Below are 24,234 nucleotides of genomic sequence, written 5' to 3'. Positions count from 1 at the left end.
AGTTGATAATTGTCAGATAATCCCTCATAACTTATAACTCATAACTTATGAAGCTTCTCCTTCTCTTCTTTCTCCTCCTTTTGCCGGTTTCTCCGCTCCTTGCCCAGTCCAACAAGCTGATTAAGGAACTGGAAAGCAAGCGTGGTGCCTTGCAGAAACAGATAGCAGAGTCGGAAACGCTGTTGATAACCACCAAGAAGGATGTGGGAAGCCAGTTGAACGGTCTTGCTGCACTGACCGGACAGATAGAAGAGCGCAAACGCTATATTCTGACTATCAATAATGATGTGGAATCCATAGAGCGCGAGTTGTCTTCATTAGAACGTCAGTTGACCCGCCTGCAACGTGACCTAAGGGACAAGAAGAAGAAATACGAATCGTCCGTTCAATATTTGTATAAGAACCGCTCCATTGAAGAGAAGCTGATGTTCATTTTCTCTGCCAAGAGCCTGGCACAGACCTATCGACGCATGCGCTATGTACGTGAATATGCTACTTATCAGCGCCTGCAAGGCGAGGAAGTGTTGAAAAAGCAGGAGCAGGTGAACCGTAAGAAGACTGAGCTTCAGCAAGTGAAGGTTGCCAAGGAAGGATTGTTGAAAGAACGTGAAGAGGAGAAAGTCAAGCTGGAAGCGCAGGAGAAGGAACAAAAGTTGTTGGTAGCCAATCTGAAAAAGAAACAGCGGGGATTGCAGAACGAACTGAATAAGAAACGCCGTGAAGCCAATCAGCTCAATGCACGCATTGACCGTCTGATAGCGGAAGAAATAGAGAAAGCGCGTAAGCGTGCGGCAGAAGAAGCGCGCCGTGAGGCAGCCGCACGTAAAAAGGCTGGTGAGAAAACCGAAAAAACGGCAACTGCCTCTACGCCCGCAAAGCCGAAGGCACAGCCTTTGGAAACTTACTCCATGAGTAAGGCAGACCGTGAATTATCAGGGAACTTTGCTAATAATCGCGGTAAGTTGCCGATGCCCATCACCGGAGCGTATATCATTACCAGCCATTACGGCCAGTATTCTGTGGAAGGTTTGCGCAATGTCAAGCTGGACAATAAGGGCATTGATATACAAGGGAAACCGGGTGCCCAAGCCCGTGCCATCTTCAATGGTAAAGTGGCGGCTGTCTTTAAACTGAACGGACTGTTCAATATCCTTGTCCGTCACGGGAATTATATATCAGTCTATTGCAACTTGTCATCGGCCTCGGTGAAGCAGGGCGATGATGTTGCCACCAAACAGACTCTCGGACAAATCTTCTCGGATGGGGCCGACAATGGTCGTACGGTGCTACACTTCCAATTGAGGAAAGAGAAGGAAAAACTGAATCCGGAGCCGTGGCTGAACAGATAATGATAATTTAAATTTTTACTCCTTCCAGCAGCTCCAGATACATCCCTATCGCCTCCTCTATCTCCTTGACAAAGATAAATTCATCGGCAGTGTGTGAACGGGCACTTTTCCCCGGTCCCATCTTCAGAGAAGGGAATGGCATCAGTGCCTGGTCGGACAAGGTCGGTGAGCCGAAAGGAGTACGTTTCATGGTAATAGCCTTTTGCACTACCGGATGCTCCGGAGCTACGTGTGAAGAGCTTAGCCGGAAGGAGCGGGCTTTGGCTTCACACGTGATGTGTTTCTGTATTTCATCGAATAGCTCCTGATTGCTATAACACTCGTTGCTGCGAATGTCTACGACAAAAGTACAACGGTCGGGAATGACGTTATGCTGTGTACCGGCGTTTACCATGGTTACGCTCATCTTCACGGGACCCAGCAGGGAAGATTCTTTTGGGAAACGGTAATCACGAAACCAGGCAATATCATCCAATACCTTATATATAGCATTATCTCCCTCGTTTCGGGCAGCATGTCCCGATTTTCCGGTAGCAGTTACGTCCAGCACCATCAATCCTTTTTCTGCAATGGCAGGTTGCATCTCTGTCGGCTCGCCTACAATGGCAAACTGTATGGGAGGGAGTTCCGGCAATACGCATTCTATTCCCCCCTTGCCTGATACTTCCTCCTCACACGAGGCAAGATATATCAGATTGTAGGCCTGAGTGGTGCGGCACAATGTCAGGAATACTTGCAGCAGGCTGACTACACTGGCTCCGGCATCGTTGCTGCCCAGCCCGTAGAGCTTTCCATTACTTTCCAGCGTTGGTTTGAAAGGATCTTTCCGCCACCCGTTGACGGGTTTTACGGTGTCGATATGGGAATTCAGCAGCAAGGTCGGTTTCTTTAAGTCGAACATCGGGCTGAGGCACCATACATTGTTGCCTTTACGTCCTGTTGCCATGCCTTGCATTTCGATATAGTTCTGCAGATAATCTGCCGCCTTCTCCTCGTCGCGGCTCAAGGAAGGAATGGCTATCAGTGATTTGAGCAATCCGATTGCTTCGGAAGTTAAAGTCGGTATATCGTAAATCATATTCGGTAAATAAATAATCTGGCCGCAAACTTACGGATAAAAAATGAAAAGGACGCCAAACCGACGTCCTTTCTGTTTTTTCAATATTGTTTAGAAGAAGCAACTGAGTGATATCATCAAGTTGCGGTTTTTGTTGCCTGAATCTTTAATGTTCTCTAACAGTCCCCAGTCATAACCGATGGAAATCTGATATTTCTGACTGAATTCGACTCCGGCTTTTAATCCGAGACCGAAATCAAAACGCTTCATGGCATCATCCCCGAATACATTGGTGGAGTTATCATCAAACTCATATTCGTCAAGAATATCTCCTTCTGCCTTGGCTTTGCCAAAAAGACCGATGGCTAAATAAGGACCGGCATTGCCGAATATGGCAAAGTTCTCATTCACTGCATATTTATAGCCAATGTGTACAGGAATTTCCAGGTAGTAGGGATTGAACTTGATAGAAGCAGCAGAGCCTCCGTCTATTTTGGCTCCTTTCAGCGTAAGTAATGCACCCATATCGAGGTAGACTCCTTCTGAAATTTGAGGCAATCCTACTTCAGCCTTTACCCCAGCATGAAAGCCTATTTTACTGTCGAAACCGGTAATGGAGAAGTTACTGGAGTTCATGCCGACTGTTGCTCCCCATCTGAGGTTGTCTTGAGCATTGATGCTTGCTAAACCTATGGTCAGCATAGCCATTAAAAGCAATACTTTTTTCATGTTCATTGAATTTGATTTAGTTTGTATATCACCACAAATATATAGATATTTAATATGTTTCTATTGTTTTAATGGTAAAGAAAGTATCTTTTGTGGATAATTTGCTAACGGATGGTCGGATACTTTAAAGGTAAAGTTTGAATAATTACCCGCTAATATCAAATTAGTTTCAAATGAAACCACTACCTTTGTACCGTATTTACCAATATCAAAAGTTATGACTTATCATCATTTATCTGTCCTGGTGCATCGCCAGGCAGAGAAGTATGGAGACAAAATAGCCCTGAAATACAGGGACTATGAAACTGCACAATGGATACCCATCTCTTGGAAAGAGTTCTCACAGACTGTACGCCGGACTGCCAATGCAATGGTGGCTTTGGGAATAGAGCCACAAGAGAATATCGGTATCTTCTCGCAGAATAAACCCGAATGTCTCTTTACTGATTTCGGTGCATTCGCCAACCGGGCGGTGACTATACCTTTGTATGCTACCAGCTCACCGGCCCAGGCACAGTATATCATCAACGATGCACAGATACGTTATCTGTTTGTAGGCGAGCAGTTCCAGTACGATGCCGCTTTCAGCGTGTTCGGATTTTGCCAGTCTCTGCAGCAGCTCATCATCTTCGACCGTGCTGTGGTGAAAGATCCGCGCGACATGACTTCCATCTATTTTGATGAATTTATGGCAATGGATGAAGAGTTGCAGCACAATGCCATTGTAGAAGAACGTACAGCAGCTGCCTCAGATGATGACCTCGCCAATATCCTTTATACTTCCGGTACTACCGGTGAGCCGAAAGGTGTCATGCTCCATCATTTCAATTATAGAGAGGCTTTCCGCATTCATGATATCCGATTGCCTTTCATGACAGACCAGGATGTTTCCATGAACTTCCTTCCGCTGACCCATGTATTCGAAAAGGCATGGACCTACCTTTGTATACATCGGGGAGTGCAGGTCTGCATCAATCTCCGTCCACAAGATATCCAAACTACTATTAAAGAGATACGCCCTACACTGATGTGCAGTGTACCCCGTTTTTGGGAGAAAGTCTATGCCGGTGTGCAGGAGAAGATTTCCCAGGAAACCGGTCTGCGTAAGGCGATGATGTTGGATGCCATCAAGGTGGGCAGGACGCATAACATTGATTATTTGCGCCAAGGAAAGACTCCTCCGATGATGCTTCATCTGAAATACAAGTTCTACGAAAAGACCATTTATGCTCTGCTGAAGAAGACGATAGGTATTGAGAACGGTAATTTCTTTCCTACGGCAGGTGCTGCTGTGCCCGATGAAATCTGCGAGTTTGTGCATTCTGTAGGTATAAACATGGTGGTGGGCTATGGTCTGACGGAATCTACGGCTACCGTTTCCTGCTTCCTCAACGAAGGCTATGAGATTGGTTCCGTAGGTACGGTGATGCCTGATGTGGAGGTGAAGATTGGCGAGAACAACGAGATACTTCTTCGTGGTAAGACTATCACTACCGGCTACTACAAGAAACCGGAGGCAACGGCTGCTGCCATCGACCGTGACGGTTGGTTCCACACGGGTGATGCCGGTTATTTGAAGGATAGCCATCTGTATCTGACGGAGCGTATCAAAGACTTGTTCAAGACCTCCAACGGAAAATACATTTCGCCGCAGGCATTGGAAACGAAGCTGGCTATTGACCGTTACATTGACCAGATTGCTGTCATTGCCGATGAGCGTAAGTTTGTTTCCGCTTTGATAGTTCCCGTTTATGGCTTTGTGAAGGATTATGCCAAGGAGAAAGGCATTGCATACAACAATATGGATGAGTTACTGCAACATTCCAAGATACAAGCGTTGTTCCGTGCCCGTATCGATACCTTGCAGCAACAGTTCGCCCATTACGAGCAAGTGAAGCGCTTCACGCTTCTGCCGGAACCATTCAGTATGGAGCGTGGGGAACTGACGAATACGCTGAAGCTGAAACGTTCTGTTGTGGCAAAGAACTACAAGGAGCTGATTGATAAGATGTACGAAGAATAAAACTTTGTTTTTTTGTTTATAACCGTCCGACCTGGGGTGAATCTTTTTCATTCCGGGCCGGACGGTCTGTTTTTTATCTCCTTCTTCTGAACAGAAAGAAACTACCCCCTGCACTGCGAGAAACTAATCATCTGTATACTGCTGACTGGCAGTTTTTATGCTTCTTATTATTCTTACAACAGCTGTTGTAAGAAAAGAACACAGCTGTTATAAGAAAAGAATACAGCTGTTGTAAGAAACTAACATGACTGTGATAAGAATAATGAGATGCGAGAAAATAGTTAGTTTGTCGCAGTGGAGAGGTTAATTTGTCGCGGTGCCGGGGGAGAGTTCTCTTGTAGATAATGAAAGACTCACTCTTAGGCGAGGGAGAGAAGGGTGATGCCGTAATCTGCTTAAAACCATGCAATAAAGCACCGGTTCTGCCAGCAGCTTTTCTTCATTAACTTTTATTAGCAAATAAATCATCCTTTTCCGATAGGGTTGCGGTTGTGCCCCCGGTTTTATATACGAGAGCTTGAAAGAAATCTGCAGAATAAAGACATTTGGATAAGCTTAAATATTAACCGTAACATACTAATAGCCTATGAAGCATACAAAGAAGAAATGAGAGGAACAGCCAATCAAACTGGCCGATCGGGATAACAGATTTCCGAGAATCTGTTTATTAACTTAACACATATTTAATCTAATATTTATTTTCCGAAAAACAGCTTATGAAAAAAAGAATTATGCTGACCTTGGTTTGCCTGCTGGCAGCCATCGGTTGGGTAGCAGCCCAAAATTCCCCCATTACCGGTATCGTTATTTCAGCTGAGGACAATGAACCGATTATCGGAGCTTCCGTATTGGTAAAAGGAAGCACTACCGGAGCCGTAACAGACTTAGACGGCAAATTCACTATTACAGATGCGCCCGCAGGTGCGAAAATCCTGCAAGTGTCTTTCGTAGGTATGATAACACAAGAAGTTCCCGTCACTCCGGGGACGATAAGAGTCACATTGAAGAATGATGCCAAATTGCTGGACGAAGTGGTGGTAACGGCATTGGGTATCGCAAAGAAAGAAAAATCACTGACGTACTCTACCCAGGTGGTAAACGGTGATGAACTGGCACGTGTGAAAGACCCCAATATGATGAATGCATTGGCCGGTAAGACGGCAGGTGTGCAGATTAATAAGAGTTCTTCCGGTTTGGGAGGTTCTTCCAAAGTGATTATCCGTGGTAACCGTTCGGTAAGCGGAAGTAACCAGCCGTTGTATGTAATAGACGGTGTACCGTTCGGTTCATCTACCAACGAAAATACCTCAACTACTATCGGCGGAGACAACGACAGTGGTAACTACGACCGTGGCGACGGTATTTCCAATCTGAATCCCGATGATATTGAGAGCATGAACATATTGAAAGGCCCTGCCGCTGCTGCACTTTACGGTAGTTCGGCTGCCAATGGTGTGGTGATTATTACCACTAAGAAGGGCAAGGAAGGACGCGCCAGTATCAGTTTCAATACCAGCACCACTTTCGATATAGCTGCATACGGTATTCCCGAATTCCAGAATCACTATACGGGTGTGTCAACCAGTTGGGGCAGTGATATCAAAGGTAGTCCCGACTATACAGACGATTTCTTCAAAACAGGTGTCACTACTATCAACTCGCTCTCGTTGAGCATGGGTTCGCAAGCTATGCAAACTTACTTTTCCTATGCTAATACTTACGGCAAGGGCGTGGTGGAAGGTAATAGCTTGGTGAAGCATAATTTCAATTTTCGCGAAACTGCCAACTTCCTCAATAACAAACTGACTGTTGATGCCAATATCAATGCGATGTATCAAAGGGGGAACAACCGTACTACTTCGGGAGGTTATTACATGAATCCTTTGGTAGGTCTTTATCACTTCCCGCGTGGTGGTGTTGAAGGTGGAAAGGACTTTAACTACTACAAAGATAATTATCAGATTCTTAATGCCGGTCGTAACATAATGGACCAGAACTGGTATAAATCTCAAGGTACTGATATGGAGCAGAATCCCTATTGGTTGATTAATAAGGTTCCGAATGAGGATACCCGTTATCGTACATTGTTGAATCTGAGTGTGAAGTATAAGTTCAATGACCTGTTCAGTATACAGGCTCGTGGTAGTGCCGACTATGTTGTAGACAAGAATAATACACGTATGTATGCAGGTACCAGCCCGGTGTTGTGTGGTATGAATCCGGCTGGAACAGGAACTAACGGTCGTTACATCTACGGTGAATCAAGTAGCCTTTCTTCTTATGGGGATGTTTTGTTTACTTATCAACAGCAATTCACTAACTTCAGTGTCAATGCTTCGGTAGGTGCCAGCATCAACGATTATACAGGAAACGGTACAGGTTTCGATTCCTATCCGGGTATACTCTCTGTGCCCAACGTATTCACTATGCAGAACTGCTCCTTGAACAAGGGCTCATTGACCGATTGGAAAACCCATACTCAAAGCCAGAGTGTGTTCTTCACCGGTCAGGTAGGCTTCAAAGATCAGATTTATGTGGACGTGACAGCACGTAACGACTGGACTTCAACATTGGCATTTACCAAATACAAAAACAAAGGCTTTTTCTATCCGTCAGTAGGTGTGACATGGTTGCTGAACGAAACATTGAAATTACCTTCTTGGATTGATTTAGGTAAGATTCGCGGTGCATGGTCAAAGGTGGGTAACGGTTTGAATACTTATACTTCAAATCCTCTCAACTCCATTACAAAGAGTGGTAGCATCAATTTCAACAGTACAGCTCCGTTTGCAGAACTGAAACCGGAAATGACTACTTCCATTGAGTTTGGTACTGAGTGGCGCTTTTTCAATAGCCGCTTGGAGTTCGACTTCACTTATTATAAGACTAATACAAAGAATCAACTCTTTACGTTGGATGCTCCGTCAGGTTCACAATACGCCCGATATTACATCAATGCCGGTGATATTCAGAATACCGGTGTCGAAGTTATGTTGAATGGAACTCCTGTCATGACTAAGGATTTCCGCTGGAAAACCGGTGTTAATTTTGCAACCAATAAGAACGAAGCAAAGGCACTGGCTGGTGATGACTTTGGTTATTTTACATTTAGCGGTGGCGAAAGTAACAATGTATGGAGTCGTTTAGAAGTAGGTGGTTCGTTTGGTGACATTTACGGTACTACTTTTGTACGTGACGAAAAAGGCAATATTCAGTATGAACCTGCAAAAGAAGGACAAAAAGATAGTGATAGACTTCCATTGGTGGATAAGACAAATCCGGTGAAACTGGGTAATTCTACTCCTGATTTTAACTTGGGGTGGAGCAATACAATCACGTGGAAGGACTTCTCTCTTTACTTCTTGATTGATGGACGTTTTGGAGGTGAAGTGATGTCTTTGACGGAAGCCGACCTCGATCAGCAGGGAGTAAGCAAGGCAACGGGTGATGCTCGTGACCGTGGTTACGTGATGCTGGAAGGCCGTCAAATTACAGATGTGGAAGGCTTCTATAATCAGGTTGGTGGCCGTGCGGGTGTGACCGAGCATTATATGTACAGTGCTACCAACATACGTTTGCGCGAACTTTCCATTGGCTATAGTCTGCCTCAGGCTTGGTTGGCAAAGACTGGTGTCATTAAGAACGCACAGGTTTCACTTGTAGGCCGCAACCTGTTCTTCTTCAAGAACAATGCTCCATATGATCCTGATGGCATGCTTTCTACCAGCAACCGTCTGCAAGGAGTTGATGTGTTTGGTATGCCTACCAACCGTTCGATTGGGTTCAACTTGAAAGTTAATTTTTAAACAGTAGATATGATTATGAAAAATATATTTAGACTTACAGCTGTAGCGCTGCTGGCAGCTACCTTATTCTCGGCATGTACGGGAGCGTTCGAGGATATGAACACTAATCCGAAGGGAGTGAGCGATGAAGAACTAAAACAAGATAACAACTACATTGGTATGCACTTCATTCCCATGATGCAGTCTATCTATTATAATAAAAATGCAGGTGTCAATGTATGGGAATATCAGCTTATTCAAAATTTGAATGCCGATTTGTGGTCAGGCTATATCAGTACGGCTACTGCATTTGCCGGCAATGTAAGTAATGTGACCTATGCCATGAATGCAGGATGGAATGACAACTGTTGGGATTATGCTTATAGAAACGTAATGGTGGAAAGCTTGAAAATCACCAACAAGTGCAAAGACGATATGGAGACGTATGCCCATTTCGAGGCTATCAATACCATCTGCCGCGTAATAGCTATGTCGCGTCTTGCCGACCAATACGGATGTATTATCTATTCTCACTATGGCGAATCGGCTACTGGTGGTGAGTATGATTCAGGACAGGATGCTTATAAAAAATTCTTTGAAGAATTGAAAGAAGCTGCAGACGTGCTGCGTACTGCTAAAGAAAAGGATGTGGCTTCGTTTATGATGTTTGATTATGCCTATGGAGGTAACTTGAACAAATGGGCGCAGTTGTGTAACACCATTCGTTTGCGTTTGGCCATGCGTATTGTGAAGTATGATGCTGCTTGGGCAAAAAGTGAGGCGGAAGCTGCCATGAACGATAGTAATGGATTGATTGAAACCAATGATGCTAATTTCGGCATTGCAGGAAACGGTTATGTCAATCCGCTTTACGGTATTGCATTCAACTATGGAGATGGTGTTTTAGGTGCTAATATTCCTTCTATCTTGTCTGGTATGGGCGATGCGCGTCTTGATAAGTATGCTACACAGAACAGCAAGAGTGAATATTTTGGTATTCGTCTTGGTATTAAAGGACTGGAAGAAGAAGGGTTTTCGGATGCCTATAAGGCGATTGTAAGTCGACCCAACTTGACAGAAACCTCTCCTGCTATTTTGGCAACTGCTGCCGAAACCATTTTGTTGGAAGCCGAAGCTGCTTTGCGTGGTTGGGATGTAAATGGTAAGGGCACCGCTCAGAGCTTGTATGAAAAGGGTATACGGACATCGTTCGAACAATGGGGAGCCGCTGTGGGCGATTATTTAAGCAGTACGACTACTGCTGCAGCGTATGTAGACCCCGTTATTCCCGCTGCCAGCATTGAAGGCCAGAGCAAGGTGACTGCTAAATGGGACGAGTCTTTGAGTAACGAGGAAAAATTTGCTAAGATTGCCACACAACGCTGGATTGCTATTTATCCTGAAGGTATGAATGGCTGGGCTGAGATACGTCGCACTGGTTATCCCAAATTATTCCCGGTAATGGTGAACTACAGTCAAGGTGAGATTGATACAGATCTTGGCCCACGCCGTTTACCCTTCACCATCAATGAAAAAGGCAATAATCCTACCGGTTATGCCAAAGCCGTCGAAATGTTGGGCGGACCGGACAATGGCGGTACTCGCATCTTCTGGGATGTAGATAAACCGAACTTCTAATCCGCATTATTATCATAGAGATTAAGTGATGAGGACTTTTTGAAGCATGTTTTTTTAAGGGGAAGTATGAAATCTGTTTTTCATACTTCTCCTTATGTTATATTGATATAGGGTCACCGTACCCAAATTCTTTTATGTATCCGCTACGAAGTGAGTACAATGATATTTTAATAATTTGTTGTAATTTATCGATGTTTTGTACTCGCTTTGCAGCTTCTTGATTATCAGTGTTATTATAATGCGCTGCATTCAGTATACGACTGAACTGACTTGGTTTAGAATAATTAACTAATAACCTGCGCTTTTACATTAGGGTTTGAACCTTCTCGTCGGTTCTTACTATAAAGGGGAATTCTTAACTTAGCACAATCAGGCTACTGAACCCCATTTTTCAATAGCCTGATTTAATCTTAAAAAATATATTATGAAGAAACTCATTAAACCTCTCTGCTTGTTGACCGGTCTGCTTTGTGCCCCGGCTGTTTTGCTTCATGCCCAAGTAGATGAAAAGTTGAAAGCCGACATCGTCAGCACGGGCTACGTGCACAGTCCGTTGCCGCTCGACGAGACAAAGGCTTTCGAGACATTCGGCTTGAAAAAGAAAGTGTTGGAAACTGTGATGCTGTGTGATATGGAGGATTTCTCCAAATGGTCGCACAAGGGCATCGGTAAGATTGGTTTGACTGACGAACGGAGCAAGTCCGGCAAGTACAGCCTGCGCCTGGAAGCGCCCGCCCATCCGGAAAAGATTCTCGGCTGGGGGTTGGGACGCGGTACTTGCATGGCCTCTTATGATATAGGAGGTGTGAACTGGGAAGGTTACAACCGCCTGAAGTTCTATATCTATCCCACGTGCGAAGGAGCACGCAGCATCTACCTCAACCTTTATGTGGAGAATGACGGAGAAATAAAAGTACCCGACATTTACGGTCGGGAAGGCTACCACGAAATCAATCTGAAAAATAACCAATGGAACGAATGCTTCGTCGAGATGTCTGGACTGGCGCGCGACAAGGTAACCAAGATTTCATTTGCCATCGAAGTGTTCGGCAAAGAACGTACTATGGGCGACTTCCTTCGCTTCGATGTAGATGCCGTGGAACTTCAGAAGGTGGAGAACCCGGAAACCGTAAAAGGCTGGATGCCTGCACAGAACCGCATTATCTTCTCTACTACCGGTTATAGTATAGAGAGCCCCAAAAGCGCCATTGTCAATGTGGAAAAGCACGGCGGACAGTTCCAGTTGAAGGATGCCGCGACGCAGGCCATCGTTTATACCGGTCCTGTTCGTAAGGAAAAGACCGGCCTGGGAGAGTTCGAGACGATAGACTTCTCGGACTTCAAGACACAAGGCCGTTACGTCATTCAGGTAGGGGATGTCACCACCTTGCCTTTCTATATCCATCAGGATGTGTGGGAGGATTCTGCCTGGCGTATGGTGAACTTCCTGTTCTGCGAGCGTTGCGGTTATCCCGTTCCCGGAAAGCACGGGGCTTGTCATAATGACTTGCATGCCACTTACAACGGACATATTATTCCTATAAACGGAGGATGGCACGATGCTGCCGACATGTCCCAACAGACCTTACAGACGGGAGAAATAGCCTATTCCTTGCTCTTGATGGCCGAACGCGCCAAAGAAAAAGGCAATGTCGACTTGTACAACCGCCTGATGGAAGAGGCTTTGTGGGGAATGGACTATGTGATGAAGACCCGGCTGGGCGATGGTTACCGTGCACAGACATGGGGTACCAATCTATGGACTGACGGTGAGGTAGGCACCGACGACGATGCCGGCCGCCGTGAACTGCTTGTCCATAACGGAGCTTTGGAAAACTTCCTGCTTGCAGGAATTGAAGCGTATGCCTCCATGATGGTTGAGAAGGATGAAGCCCTCAGGAGCAATCTGAAAAAGATTGCAAAGGAAGACTTCGGTTATGCCATGAAACGCTTTAATGAGTTGGGCTTTGCCGAACTGATAAAGAAGGGTGGGGGACATGCCGCCATGGCATCCGAAAGCCAGTATCACGCCAATATTTCATGGGCAGCCAGCATGCTCTACAAGCTGACCGGCGAACAGCAGTATGCCGATGAGGCCGTGAAGGCTATCCGCTACACCTTGCAGTGCCAGCGCACCGAACCGCTGAAAGACAAAGACAAGACCTGCGGCTTCTTCTACCGTGATTTGGCCAGGAAGTCCATTGTACACTATACCCACCAGTCCCGCGACTATGCCTATATGGAAGCCCTTGCCGCCCTTTGCGAGACACAGTCCGGCCATGCCGAGTATGAGCAGTGGATTCGTGCCATGAAACTCTATGGCGGTTATCTGAAGAATATCATGAAGTATGTATATCCTTATGGAATGGTGCCCAGTGGCATCTATCACAAAGATGAAGTGAAGGATTCCGCCAACTTCTACGCCGTTCAGGTAGGGATTCGCAGCGGTGCCGATAAGGATTTCGAGGAACAGCTCGAAAACGGTATCCGTCTGGATAAAGAGCATTATTTGCGCATATTCCCCGTCTGGTTCTCGTTTAAGGGAAATATTGCCGTACATTTGTCTACCGGTAAAGCTGCCGCTATCTGTGCCAGGGTACTGAAGGACAAGGAACTGAAAGACATTGCAGAACAGCAGCTCTTCTGGGTTGTAGGCAGGAATCCTTTCGGACAGTCCATGATTTATGGGGAGGGCAGCAACTATCCGCAGCTCTATACGGCACTGCCCGGAGAAACGGTAGGAGAGATACCCGTAGGTATGCAGTCTTATTTCAATGAAGATGCTCCCTACTGGCCGCAGTTCAATACGGCTACTTATAAGGAAGTCTGGGGCTCTTCGGCTGCCAGATGGCTGATGTTGGTTTCCGAATTCTAAAGCAAGATGATATGAGTGACAAGACTGTTTATTCACGGCGCAATCCGGCCATTGACATGCTGAGGGCGTTGACCATGTTCACCATGATTTTCGTCAATGACTTCTGGAAAGTGCATGACGTACCCCATTGGCTGGAACATGCCGTCTATGGTGAGGATTTTATGGGACTGGCGGATATTGTATTCCCCTGCTTTTTGTTTGCAGTGGGAATGTCCATACCTTACGCCATTGAGCGCAGATATGCCAAGGGCTTCTCGGCAGAGTCCACCTTGGGGCATATCCTTTCCCGCACCTTTGCCTTGCTGGTGATGGGGGCGTTTATAACGAACTCGGAGTTCCGGCTTTCACCGGAAGCTCCCTATCCGATAGGAGTATACTGGTTCCTGATGGCCATAGGCTTTATCGGTGTGTGGAACCAATATCCGAAACCGGCTTCCGGCACTCAGAAGAACCTTTTCCGTGCTTTTAAAATAATCGGAGTATTGGTTCTCCTTTACCTTGCCTTCACGTTCCGCAATCCGCAGGGAGGTGTATTCGGTGCCTATTGGGGAATATTGGGCTCCATCGGCTGGACCTATCTGGTATGTGCCGTAATCTATATCTTCAGCCGTGACCGGTTGCAGTATCTGCTGCCTGCCTGGGGTGCCTTTATCCTGATATGCCTGCTGGGTACGCCTTTGCGCGAGGGCTTTGGCGGTGAGGCTATCCTTGCCTTTCCCGAACGCAACTTCTATCAGGGCATGTTGTCCATCCTGCATATCGGCAACGGGGCTTTGCCCGCATTTACAATGGGAGGTGTCATCCTTTCCATTCTCAGCGCCCGCTATGCCGGCAAGGGTGACGGCTGGAAACTCCGCAATGGGCTGACGGTTGCCGTTCTGCTTCTGCTGGTCGGAATTGGGACACACCATTTCTGGATTGTGGCCAAGATGGGTGGCACTCCTCCCTGGGTGTTCTATGTGTCTGCCATTTCCGTGGGGCTCTACACACTGCTCGGCTATCTGGTCAGCCATCAGGTCACAGGTTGGTTCAACCTGATACGCCCTGCCGGAACGGCTACGCTGACCACTTATCTGGTGCCTTATGTCTTCTATGGCTTTGCTGATGTGACCGGTGTTGTCCTGCCGGACTGGTTCACACATGGATTCATGGGGCTGGTCAACTGCCTTTGTTTTGCCTTTGTGGTAATCGGCGTTACCTGGGTGATGGAAAAACTGCATGTTAAACTTAAAATTTAGATAGAATGAAAAAGAGCTTTTTACCTGCATTCTTGCTGCTGTTCCTTGCGCTGGGCATGTTCTCGTGCCAGCAGGGAGCTAAGAAAACAACCAAGGAATATCCCATGTTCTGGACGTGGCTGGACTATCGTCCCGGCATGAACTTCGACTCCATCTGCCAAGTGATGAACGACATCGGCATGGATGGAATTATGCTGAATGCGCCGACTCCCGACGATTACCGGGCTGCCATACCGGTTGCCCATAAACACGGAATCGAAGTGTATGCCTGGTTATGGACCATGAATCTGGAACACGACCGTGACAAGATATTGAAGGAGCATCCCGAATGGTTCAGCGTGAATCGTAACGGCAAGAGCCTGGCAGACACTACCGCCTATGTAGGCTATTACAAGTTTCTCTGCCCGGCATTGCCCGAAGTCCGCGAGTTCATCAAGGAAAAAATCAAGGCCTACTGCGAAGTGGAAGGCTTGAATGGCATTGCCATCGACTATCATCGTTTTGTGGATGTGGTGCTTCCCACCACCTTGTGGCCCCATTATGGCATTGTGCAGGACCGTGAATACGCTGCGTGGGATTACGGTTACCATCCGGAAATGCTCAGGTTGTTCAAGGAGCAGTACGGTTATGACCCCCGCGAGCAGGAAGACCCTTCCCTCGATGTGAAGTGGCGCCAGTTCCGTTGCGACCAGATAACCGAAGTGGCCAATATGATTGCCGAAGTGGTGCACTCCTACGGCAAGACAATGGCTGCCTCCCCGTTCCCCACCCCGAAGATGGCTTCACGCATGGTGCGCCAGGACTGGGGCAAATGGAATCTCGACATCGTGTTCCCGATGGTTTACCATACCTTCTATACGGGCGATGCCAGCTTCATTTCCGACTGTACGGTTGAGAATGTACGCGACAAGAACGATATGACTACACTGTACTGCGGCATGACCGCCACCGACGGCCCGATGATGTTCGAATGCATGGATGCCGCTCTCAACAACGGCGCCCAGGGAATTGCCGTATTTACCATTCATGGACTGCGTTCTCCGGAGGTGAAGAGGCAGTTCAAGGCTTATACGGACAGTGTCAGAGCCGTGCGTGCCGCCAATGGCGGGGTGATAAAGGCTACCCATCCCGAAGTGGCGGATCCCGACCCCTTCAAGCATGAAGGCATTATGAAGCTGATGCAGGAACGCATGCAGCAAATCATAGCCAAGGCTGCCGGCAAGGAAGAGCCGGCTCCGCTGGCATTGGGCGAGTACAAGGAGGTGGATTCCTATGACGCGACACGCTGCTACCAAGTGGTGGATGAGAATAGCAAGACTACTTTTGACGTGACATTCTATCTTTACGGCGACGTTGTTTCCGGTTGGGATGTAGCAGTAGCAGACAAGGCTTCTACTAATAAGAAATGAAAGGACGTTTTATGATAGTGAGAGATTACGGGAGCAAACTCCTTCTGCTCTTGGTGTTTTCAATGGTAGGCATGGTTTGTTGCAATGCCCAGAGTGGAAAGAGCTTGTCCGTAAAGAAAGTAATGTGTACGGCTTCACCGGAAGGTGAGGCTGTGCCGTCCTTGCTGGACGAGAACGGGATAGAGTTTCAGCCTCTTGATGTGGTCAACTGGAAAGATTATCCCTACAAGCCGGAAGTGAGTTTCCGCATAGCCCATACGGGGCGCGAAATCCTGCTCCACTACAAAGTGAAGGAAGCCAGTGTGCGTGCAGTGGCCTCCGGAGACAATGGCCGGGTATGGGAAGATGCTTGTGTGGAATTCTTCGTATCTACCGAAGGTGACGACCGCTATTACAATTTCGAATGTAACTGCGCCGGCAGGCTGCTGATTCAGGGAGGTGCAGTCAATGAGCGCCGTCCTACGGCGAGTCAGGAGGTGCTGGGCATGGTGAAACGTTGGAGCTCGTTGGCCGGCGAACCTTTCGAGGAACGTTTGGGCGAGTGCAGCTGGGAACTGGCCATGGTTATTCCCGTTTCCGCTTTCTTCCAGCATTCCGTCGGTTCTCTGGACGGAAAAACAATGAAAGGGAATTTCTACAAGTGTGGTGACAAACTCCAGACTCCCCACTTCCTTTCTTGGAGTCCTATCGGGCTGGAACGCCCCATGTTCCACTGTCCGGCCTTTTTCGGCACCTTGTCTTTTGAATAAATCTTTAGGGTGTTCTGGTGGAATCATTTGCCGTTAGCATTACTTATTGGATTGACAATTGCGGAATTATGTGTTTTTTTGTACCTTTGCACTTCCTAAATTGTAAATGCATATATGATTACCGCAGAACAACTGAAAGATATCAAAGAACGTACCGAGGCGTTGAACCGCTATCTGGACATTGAAGGAAAGAAGATACAGGTGGAAGAAGAGCAGCTCCGCACCCAGGCTCCCGGTTTCTGGGACGACCAGAAGGCTGCCGAGGCTCAGATGAAGAAAGTGAAAGGCTTGCAGCAATGGATTTCCGGCTACAATGAGGTAAAGACCTTGACTGACGAGGTACAACTGGCTTTCGACTTTTACAAAGACGAACTGGTGACTGAAGAGGAAGTGGACGATGCCTATGCCAAGGCAATCACTGCTGTCGAGGCCCTCGAACTCAAGAATATGCTTCGCGAGGAAGCCGATCAGATGGACTGTGTGCTGAAAATTAACTCTGGTGCCGGTGGTACGGAGAGCCAGGACTGGGCAAGCATGCTGATGCGTATGTATCTGCGCTATGCCGAGACTCACGGCTATAAGGCCACCATCGCCAACCTGCAGGAAGGAGACGAGGCAGGTATCAAGACTTGTACCATCGAGATTTCCGGCGATTATGCCTACGGCTACCTGAAAGGTGAGAACGGTGTACACCGCTTGGTGCGTGTTTCGCCCTACAATGCCCAGGGCAAGCGTATGACTTCTTTTGCATCCGTGTTTGTCACTCCCTTGGTAGATGATACCATCGAGGTGAACATCGAACCTGCCCGCATGTCATGGGATACCTTCCGAAGTGGTGGCGCCGGTGGACAGAACGTCAATAAGGTAGAGTCCGGTGTCCGTCTGCGCTATCAGTATAAGGATCCATATACGGGCGAAGAGGAAGAAATCCTGATTGAAAATACCGAGACACGAGACCAGCCCAAGAACCGCGAGAACGCTCTCCGCCTTCTCCGTTCCATGCTTTACGACAAGGAACTCCAACACCGCATGGCCGAGCAGGCAAAGGTGGAAGCCGGTAAGAAGAAAATCGAATGGGGTAGCCAGATTCGTAGCTACGTCTTCGACGACCGCCGCGTGAAGGACCACCGTACCAACTTCCAGACCAGTGATGTGAATGGTGTGATGGATGGAAAGATAGACGGCTTTATCAAAGCTTACCTGATGGAGTTTGCAGGAAGTGGCGAATAAATTTTCTCCCTTTCATTTGCATTCTTCCCGAATTTCTTCTTACTTTGTTCATCGTTGAACTTTAAACTATAAAACACACCATGGGAAAAAGTAAAAAGAAAGCAATGCACAGCCAGAAGGAAGAGCAACAAGCCAAGAAAGTGATGATGACGATGGGAGTAATAGCCATTGTATTGGTCATCGCCATGTTTGTGGCTTACTCTTACTGGGGCTGATAAAATCACTGGAAACGACATGCCGCAGGAGATAGAACGGAAATTCCTCGTGACGGGAGAATACAAGCCACAAGCGTATGCACACAGCCGTATCGTACAAGGATACATCAGCAGTGTACGTGGACGGACAGTACGGGTGCGCATCCGCGATGAACGGGGATTTCTCACCATCAAGGGTGCATCCAATGAATCGGGAACCAGCCGCTACGAGTGGGAAAAGGAAATTCCGCTGTGCGAAGCGCGGGAATTGCTGAAGCTGTGCGAACCGGGTATCATCGACAAGACCCGTTACCTGGTGCGCAGCGGACAGCACGTCTTTGAGGTGGATGAATTCTATGGCGAGAATGAGGGACTGACTGTGGCCGAGGTGGAACTCTCCTCGGAAGACGAGCCTTTCGTGAAACCTGCATTCATCGGACGGGAGGTGACGGGAGATGTCCGCTACTATAACTCGCAACTGATGAAACACCCTTTCACCACATGGTAGCAAACCAATTGTATGCCGTACTTGTTTAATCGTCATGGAGAAACTTTACGACTACCTGCCAAGAGAACTGGTCACCTTCCTTTTGGTCACTGTATTCTCTTTACTCATCGGGCTTTCACAGCGTAAAATCAGCTTGAAGCGCGAAGGGGAAACTACGCTTTTCGGTACCGACCGCACCTTCACTTTTATAGGCATTCTGGGCTATCTGCTCTATATCCTCGACCCTACGGGCTATCGTCTGTTCATGGGAGGAGGAGCCATTCTGGGACTGCTGCTCGGACTGAACTATTATGTGAAGCAGTCACAGTACCATGTGTTCGGAGTAACCACCATCATTATTGCACTCATCACCTACTGTATTGCTCCCATTGTGGCCACGCAGCCGTCGTGGTTCTACGTCATGGTCATAGTGACCGTCCTGCTCTTCACCGAGCTGAAACACACCTTCACGGAACTGGCCCAGCGCATGAAGAACGACGAGATGATTACGCTTGCCAAGTTCCTTGCCATCAGCGGCATTATCCTGCCGATGCTGCCCAATGAGAATCTTATTCCCGGCATCAACCTGACGCCATACAGTATTTGGCTGGCCACGGTGGTTGTATCGGGCATTTCCTACCTTTCTTATCTGTTGAAGCGTTACGTTTTCCATGAGTCGGGCATTCTGGTTTCGGGCATCGTGGGAGGCTTGTACAGCAGCACGGCTACCATTTCCGTACTGGCGCGAAAGAGCCGTAAGGCTTCTGTGCAGGATGCTCCCGAATATGTGGCAGCCATGTTGTTGGCGGTCAGCATGATGTTCCTCCGTTTCTTGATATTGATAGGTATTTTCAGCCGGGAGACGCTACTGGCCATTTATCCCTACCTGCTGATAATGTCGGTGGTAACGGCAGCCGTGGCATGGTATCTGCATTCCAAGCGGAAACGGGTGGACGACGGCACGCAGACCACGGAGGACGAGGACAGCAGTAATCCGTTGGAGTTCAAGGTAGCGCTGATTTTTGCCATGCTGTTTGTGGTGTTCACTATCTTGACCCACTATACGCTGGTGTATGCCGGCACGGGTGGACTGAACTTGCTCTCTTTCATTTCGGGGTTCAGTGACATTACTCCTTTCATCCTGAACCTGCTTCAAGGAACGGGCAGTGTGGCGGTGCTGGTGATTACGGCTTGCAGCATGCAGGCTATTGTCAGCAATATAGCGGTAAACATGTGCTACGCGTTATTCTTTGCCGGTGGAAAAAGCCCTTTGCGGCCGTGGATATTGGGGGGATTCGGCTCTGTTATTGCCGCAAATATCTGTCTGTTACTTTTCTTCTATTTTCTCTAAATTGCTTTCTTTTTGCTTTTTTAACTCCGAAAGTCTCGTAAATGCATGAAAAAGGGGCTATTTTTGCCGAATTCATTGTGACAAAACTCGAACGGGAAACGTCTAATACCAAGACAATAAACATGAATAGTCACTAAATATAAAAACGCAATGAGAACAAAATGGACTGTGCTGCTATGGATGCTGATGATTTCGGGACTGCTTGCAGCGCAAAACACGGCAAACACTTCTTTCCAGGTTAAAGGAATTTTGCTCGACTCACTCACCCAGGAGGGTGAACCTTATGCTACCATTAAAATCGTGAAGAAAGAGGCCCCTGCAAAGGCGCTGAAAATGCTGGTAACGGACATGAAAGGCCAGTTCCAGGAGAAAGTACCCGGTACGGGCAACTTCGTGATGACCATCACTTCCGTGGGACGTACTCCCATCGTGAAGGACTTTTCTGTGAAGGCAGGGGAGAAGCTGGTGGACTTCGGCACGCTGTATATCGTAGATGCCTCCAATGAGCTGGGGCAGGTGGAAATAGTGGCACAGAAGCCTCTGGTGAAGGCAGATATCGACAAGATAGAGTACAATGTGCAGGATGACCCTGACGCCCAGTCGAACTCCGTGCTGGAAATGCTTCGCAAGGTACCGTTGGTAACGGTGGATGGCGAGGACAATATTCAGGTGAACGGGAGTAGCAGCTTTAAGGTATATGTCAACGGAAAGCCCAACAACATGATGAGCAACAACCCGACGGAAGTGCTGAAAAGTATGCCTGCAAACAGTATCAAGCATATTGAAGTGATAACCAATCCCGGCCCCAAGTATGACGCCGAGGGTGTGGGCGGTATTCTGAACATCGTCACCGTGGGCAGCGGACTCGAAGGCTATACGGCTACGTTCAGTGCCAACGTCAGCAACCGCGGTGCAGGCGGCGGGGCATTCGGTACCATAAAGAGCGGAAAGCTGACCGTCGGCGCCCGCTACAATTACAATTACAACGACCAGCCCCGCAACTACAGCAGTGGTAGCCAGCATGTGACACCGGAAGCTGTTACGGAGAATTCTTCCAATCTGGACTATGACGGCAGCAACAAGGGACACGGTTCTTTCCAGTCGGGCAGCATGGAGGCCAGCTACGAAATAGATACATTACGCCTGGTCACCATGTCTTTCGGACTTTGGGGCGGCGGGAACAAGAGTAACGGCTCTACGGACTACATCGCTACTTTTCCGGAGAACATAAACGCTGCTCCCATTTACAGCTACTCTGCCTTCAACCGCAGCAAGTCTTCCTGGTATTCCATCGACGGAGGTATCGACTACCAGCGTCTGTTCAAGGTCAAGGACCGCATGCTGACGTTCTCCTACAAGATAAACACCCGTCCGCAAACGTCGGATTCCTATACGGAATATGAAATAGACAATGGCTATAACCCCGATTGGGCAGACTATCTGAACCGTTTGAAGAACCAGCATAACGACGGTGAGCAGAATACCACGGAGCATACGTTCCAGGCCGACTATACCACGCCTATCGGCAAGCTGCATACATTGGAGGCAGGTGCCAAGTACATTCTGCGCAACAACTCCTCCGAAGACGACCGTTTTGATGCGGACGATACCGGAAAGTATGAATACAACAAGGACCAGAGCTCACACTACAAGCATTTGAACGATATTATCGCCGCCTATCTGGGATATGGACTGAAGGTGAAGAGACTTTCGGGCCGTTTGGGATTACGCTACGAGCATACCATCCAAGATGTGAAGTATCTGGTGGGCCGCGGTGAGGATTTCACAAAGAACTTTGACGACGTAGTGCCTTCCGCTTCCATCGGCTACAAGCTGACGGATATGTCCAATCTGCGTTTAGGATACAACATGCGTATCTATCGTCCGGGAATCTGGTCTCTGAATCCTTATCTGAATGATACGGACCCCTCCTACATCAGCCAGGGTAATCCGGAGCTGGACAGCGAGAAGAGCCATGCTTTCAACTTGAGTTACAGTAACTTCACACAGAAGTTCAACATCAATATCTCGGCCCGTTACTCGTTTACCAACAACAGTATTGAGAATGTGACAAGGCTCATGCCCGATACGGAGATTGAGGGATTGAAGAATCCCACGGGCAAGGATGTGCTTTATTCTACCTATGCCAACATCGGCAAGACCCGTTATGCCAGTGTGAACGGCTACGTCAACTGGAATGCCACTCCACGTACACGTATCTACATGAACATGAGCGGCAATTACTCTTATCTGGAGGGCAGTGAAGGCATGCGTAACGATGGCTGGAGCCTCTTTGCCTACGGCGGTGCACAGCAGACGCTGCCCCATGACTGGAGCATCAGTCTGAATGTCTTCGGACAGACGCCGTGGATTATGCTGCAAGGTAAGGGCAGCAGCTTCTTTGATTATGGCTTGAGCGTCAACAAGTCCTTCCTGGACAAGCGCCTCACCTTGTCTGCCTTTGCCAGCAACTTCTTCAAGAAGTATATGGACCAAAGCTCCACCACCGAAGGCAGCGGTTTTATACGGGAAAGCAATTATAAGTACAGCCGCCAACGCTTCGGCATAAGCGTCAGCTACCGTATCGGTGAGTTGAAGGCAAGCGTGAAAAAGGCTGCGCGCACTATCAGCAATGATGATGTGAAGAGCGGTGGCAGTGGTTCCGGTGGCGGCGGTGAATAGGTTGTAAATACATCCCCTTCTGAAACTTGTACCTCGCTATTCATCAGAGAATACAAGTTTCAGAAGGGGATTTTTTATGATAGTAAGTTACTTGCTGACTGTTGAGAACCCCAACTCCTTCAACCCTTTCTGCACATCCGGATGACTCATGAAGAGCTTCCACAGCAGTCCCGACCGATAATTCTCGAGCATGACGGCTATCGGGCCCTGGTCAATGGCGAGGTAGCGCTGCGGATACCAGTTGTCCGTTTCGCTGAAAGCATCGTAGAAGCCATAGGGGCCGAAGACCTTATCTCCCATCTCGTAGAGGTGACGCATCACTTGCAACGACTGTTCCGGGGTATAGACGATGGATGACAAGGCGGCAGTTGGAGAGATGACTCCCTGGTCGTCGCGTTCGTTGGGAGCGTGGGCGGCATATCCGTTGACGGAGTAGCTGGCTGTCAGTCCCCAGCAGTCGGGCCCGAAACCTTTGTAGTGCTTGGGGTTGCGGACACAGTAGGCACGGTTCACAAGCGTCAGGTTACGCATCTCGTCGAAGTAGTTGGCGCAGTATTCATCCTTCAGCCCGATGGGGTCGAGGCCGAGAAACGAGTATTGTGCCCAGAAGAGCGGTCCGGCTTCTGTGCCTTGATAGCGCAGATGCAACTCGATATTCTCCACTTTATGAGGGTCTACAATGGCCCCGTTCTGCGCCCAGCCCTCGTGATAGACTGCTGCAGGCACGCCGTGGGTAGGCGAGGCGGCGGCAAGGATATACATGATGAGGCATTCGTTGTAACCGTGTACGGGAAAGTTCATTTCCCAACCGTATTCCGGACTCCAGTGCCAATAGAGCACGTTCTGGCCGTTCTGGCGGTAGAAGTTCCAGTCCACTTCGCGCCACAACTTGTCGATGCGGGCGGCGAGGGCTTGCTCGGCGGGCGAACCGTCGATGTAGTACTGGTGGACGGAGAGCAGCGCCTGCATGATGAAGGCTGTTTCTACCAGGTCGCCGCCATTGTCTTTCTGCCCGAAGGGTTTCACCTTGCCCGTATCGCCATACCACCAGTGCGGGTAGGCACCGTGGAAACGGTCAGCGGTTTCGAGGAAGGAGACGATTTTCTCCATTCGTTCCAGCCCTTCCTGGCGGGTGACATAGCCGCGGTCTATACCGGCAAGTATGGCCATGATGCCGAAGCCGCTTCCGCCGGACGTGATTACGTTCTGGTCGTTCTCCGGATAGACACCGTCCATGTGGATGCGTTCGCGTGCCAGTCCGCTGTTGGGCTCGGCACCTTCCCAGAAGTAGTTGAAGGTACGGCGCTGTACGGTGTCCATCAGGGCATCGTCGCTCAGCCGGTCTTCTTTGGCGGCGGGGCTTTTGCATTGCGTGAAACCGAGCAACAGCAGGAACAATAATAAACAGTATTGTATTTTCATTGTACCAATGCTTACT

Annotated in this window: 16 protein-coding genes; 13 read left to right on the top strand and 3 right to left on the bottom strand. The window is 48.3% G+C overall.

Annotated elements, in window-relative coordinates; genetic code table 11:
* Positions 1-47 precede the first annotated feature (47 nt).
* Entirely contained in the window at positions 48-1,349 is a 1,302-nt protein-coding gene (locus ACESTD_RS02780; protein ID WP_005830365.1) for a murein hydrolase activator EnvC, read from the top strand.
* 7 nt (positions 1,350-1,356) lie between these two features.
* Here ACESTD_RS02780 and ACESTD_RS02775 read toward each other — a convergent pair whose 3' ends face one another.
* Positions 1,357-2,427 (bottom strand): M20 family metallo-hydrolase, encoded by a 1,071-nt coding sequence (locus tag ACESTD_RS02775; RefSeq protein ID WP_117588744.1) that lies wholly within the window; start codon positions 2,425-2,427, stop codon positions 1,357-1,359.
* 90 nt (positions 2,428-2,517) lie between these two features.
* Complete coding sequence (locus tag ACESTD_RS02770; protein WP_373158662.1) at positions 2,518-3,135, bottom strand: porin family protein; 618 nt, start codon at positions 3,133-3,135, stop codon at positions 2,518-2,520.
* A 217-nt stretch (positions 3,136-3,352) separates the two neighbouring features.
* Here ACESTD_RS02770 and ACESTD_RS02765 point away from each other — a divergent pair, with 217 nt between their 5' ends.
* The 12 genes from ACESTD_RS02765 to ACESTD_RS02710 all read left to right on the top strand — a co-directional run bounded on the left by ACESTD_RS02765 (position 3,353) and on the right by ACESTD_RS02710 (position 22,796).
* Complete coding sequence (locus ACESTD_RS02765; protein WP_117922853.1) at positions 3,353-5,158, top strand: long-chain fatty acid--CoA ligase; 1,806 nt, start codon at positions 3,353-3,355, stop codon at positions 5,156-5,158.
* A 716-nt stretch (positions 5,159-5,874) separates the two neighbouring features.
* A complete protein-coding gene (locus ACESTD_RS02760) occupies positions 5,875-8,964 on the top strand; it encodes a SusC/RagA family TonB-linked outer membrane protein (RefSeq protein WP_005834581.1) in 3,090 nt (1,029 codons plus the stop codon).
* Between the two features lie 15 nt (positions 8,965-8,979).
* Positions 8,980-10,581, top strand: a complete 1,602-nt coding sequence (locus tag ACESTD_RS02755; RefSeq protein WP_005834583.1) for a SusD/RagB family nutrient-binding outer membrane lipoprotein — start codon at positions 8,980-8,982, stop codon at positions 10,579-10,581.
* Between the two features lie 424 nt (positions 10,582-11,005).
* The gene (locus tag ACESTD_RS02750; RefSeq protein WP_005834585.1) at positions 11,006-13,456 is read left to right on the top strand and encodes a glycoside hydrolase family 9 protein; all 2,451 of its coding nucleotides are present in this window, start codon (positions 11,006-11,008) and stop codon (positions 13,454-13,456) included.
* 11 nt (positions 13,457-13,467) lie between these two features.
* The gene (locus ACESTD_RS02745) at positions 13,468-14,694 is read left to right on the top strand and encodes a hypothetical protein (protein ID WP_373158663.1); all 1,227 of its coding nucleotides are present in this window, start codon (positions 13,468-13,470) and stop codon (positions 14,692-14,694) included.
* A gap of 5 nt (positions 14,695-14,699) precedes the next feature.
* Positions 14,700-16,103 (top strand): family 10 glycosylhydrolase, encoded by a 1,404-nt coding sequence (locus ACESTD_RS02740; protein ID WP_005834590.1) that lies wholly within the window; start codon positions 14,700-14,702, stop codon positions 16,101-16,103.
* Positions 16,100-16,852, top strand: a complete 753-nt coding sequence (locus ACESTD_RS02735) for a carbohydrate-binding family 9-like protein (RefSeq protein WP_195288339.1) — start codon at positions 16,100-16,102, stop codon at positions 16,850-16,852. Before ACESTD_RS02740 ends, ACESTD_RS02735 begins: the two co-directional genes overlap by 4 nt.
* A 114-nt stretch (positions 16,853-16,966) precedes the next feature.
* A complete protein-coding gene (gene prfB, locus ACESTD_RS02730; RefSeq protein ID WP_005830350.1) occupies positions 16,967-18,082 on the top strand; it encodes a peptide chain release factor 2 in 1,116 nt (371 codons plus the stop codon).
* 80 nt (positions 18,083-18,162) lie between these two features.
* The gene (locus tag ACESTD_RS02725; protein ID WP_005830349.1) at positions 18,163-18,297 is read left to right on the top strand and encodes a hypothetical protein; all 135 of its coding nucleotides are present in this window, start codon (positions 18,163-18,165) and stop codon (positions 18,295-18,297) included.
* Between the two features lie 19 nt (positions 18,298-18,316).
* The gene (locus tag ACESTD_RS02720; RefSeq protein ID WP_005834595.1) at positions 18,317-18,784 is read left to right on the top strand and encodes a CYTH domain-containing protein; all 468 of its coding nucleotides are present in this window, start codon (positions 18,317-18,319) and stop codon (positions 18,782-18,784) included.
* 34 nt (positions 18,785-18,818) lie between these two features.
* Entirely contained in the window at positions 18,819-20,114 is a 1,296-nt protein-coding gene (locus ACESTD_RS02715; RefSeq protein ID WP_005830344.1) for a DUF4010 domain-containing protein, read from the top strand.
* Between the two features lie 150 nt (positions 20,115-20,264).
* Positions 20,265-22,796: a TonB-dependent receptor domain-containing protein gene (locus ACESTD_RS02710; RefSeq protein WP_373158664.1), complete on the top strand. Its 2,532-nt coding sequence runs from the start codon at positions 20,265-20,267 to the stop codon at positions 22,794-22,796.
* An 87-nt stretch (positions 22,797-22,883) separates the two neighbouring features.
* Here ACESTD_RS02710 and ACESTD_RS02705 read toward each other — a convergent pair whose 3' ends face one another.
* Positions 22,884-24,218: a glucoamylase family protein gene (locus ACESTD_RS02705; RefSeq protein WP_035447069.1), complete on the bottom strand. Its 1,335-nt coding sequence runs from the start codon at positions 24,216-24,218 to the stop codon at positions 22,884-22,886.
* Positions 24,219-24,234 lie beyond the last annotated feature (16 nt).

This window comes from Bacteroides sp. AR20 (assembly GCF_964250605.1).
Classification (GTDB): Bacteria; Bacteroidota; Bacteroidia; order Bacteroidales; family Bacteroidaceae; genus Bacteroides; species Bacteroides uniformis.
This window is presented reverse-complemented; position numbering and strand designations above follow the sequence as displayed.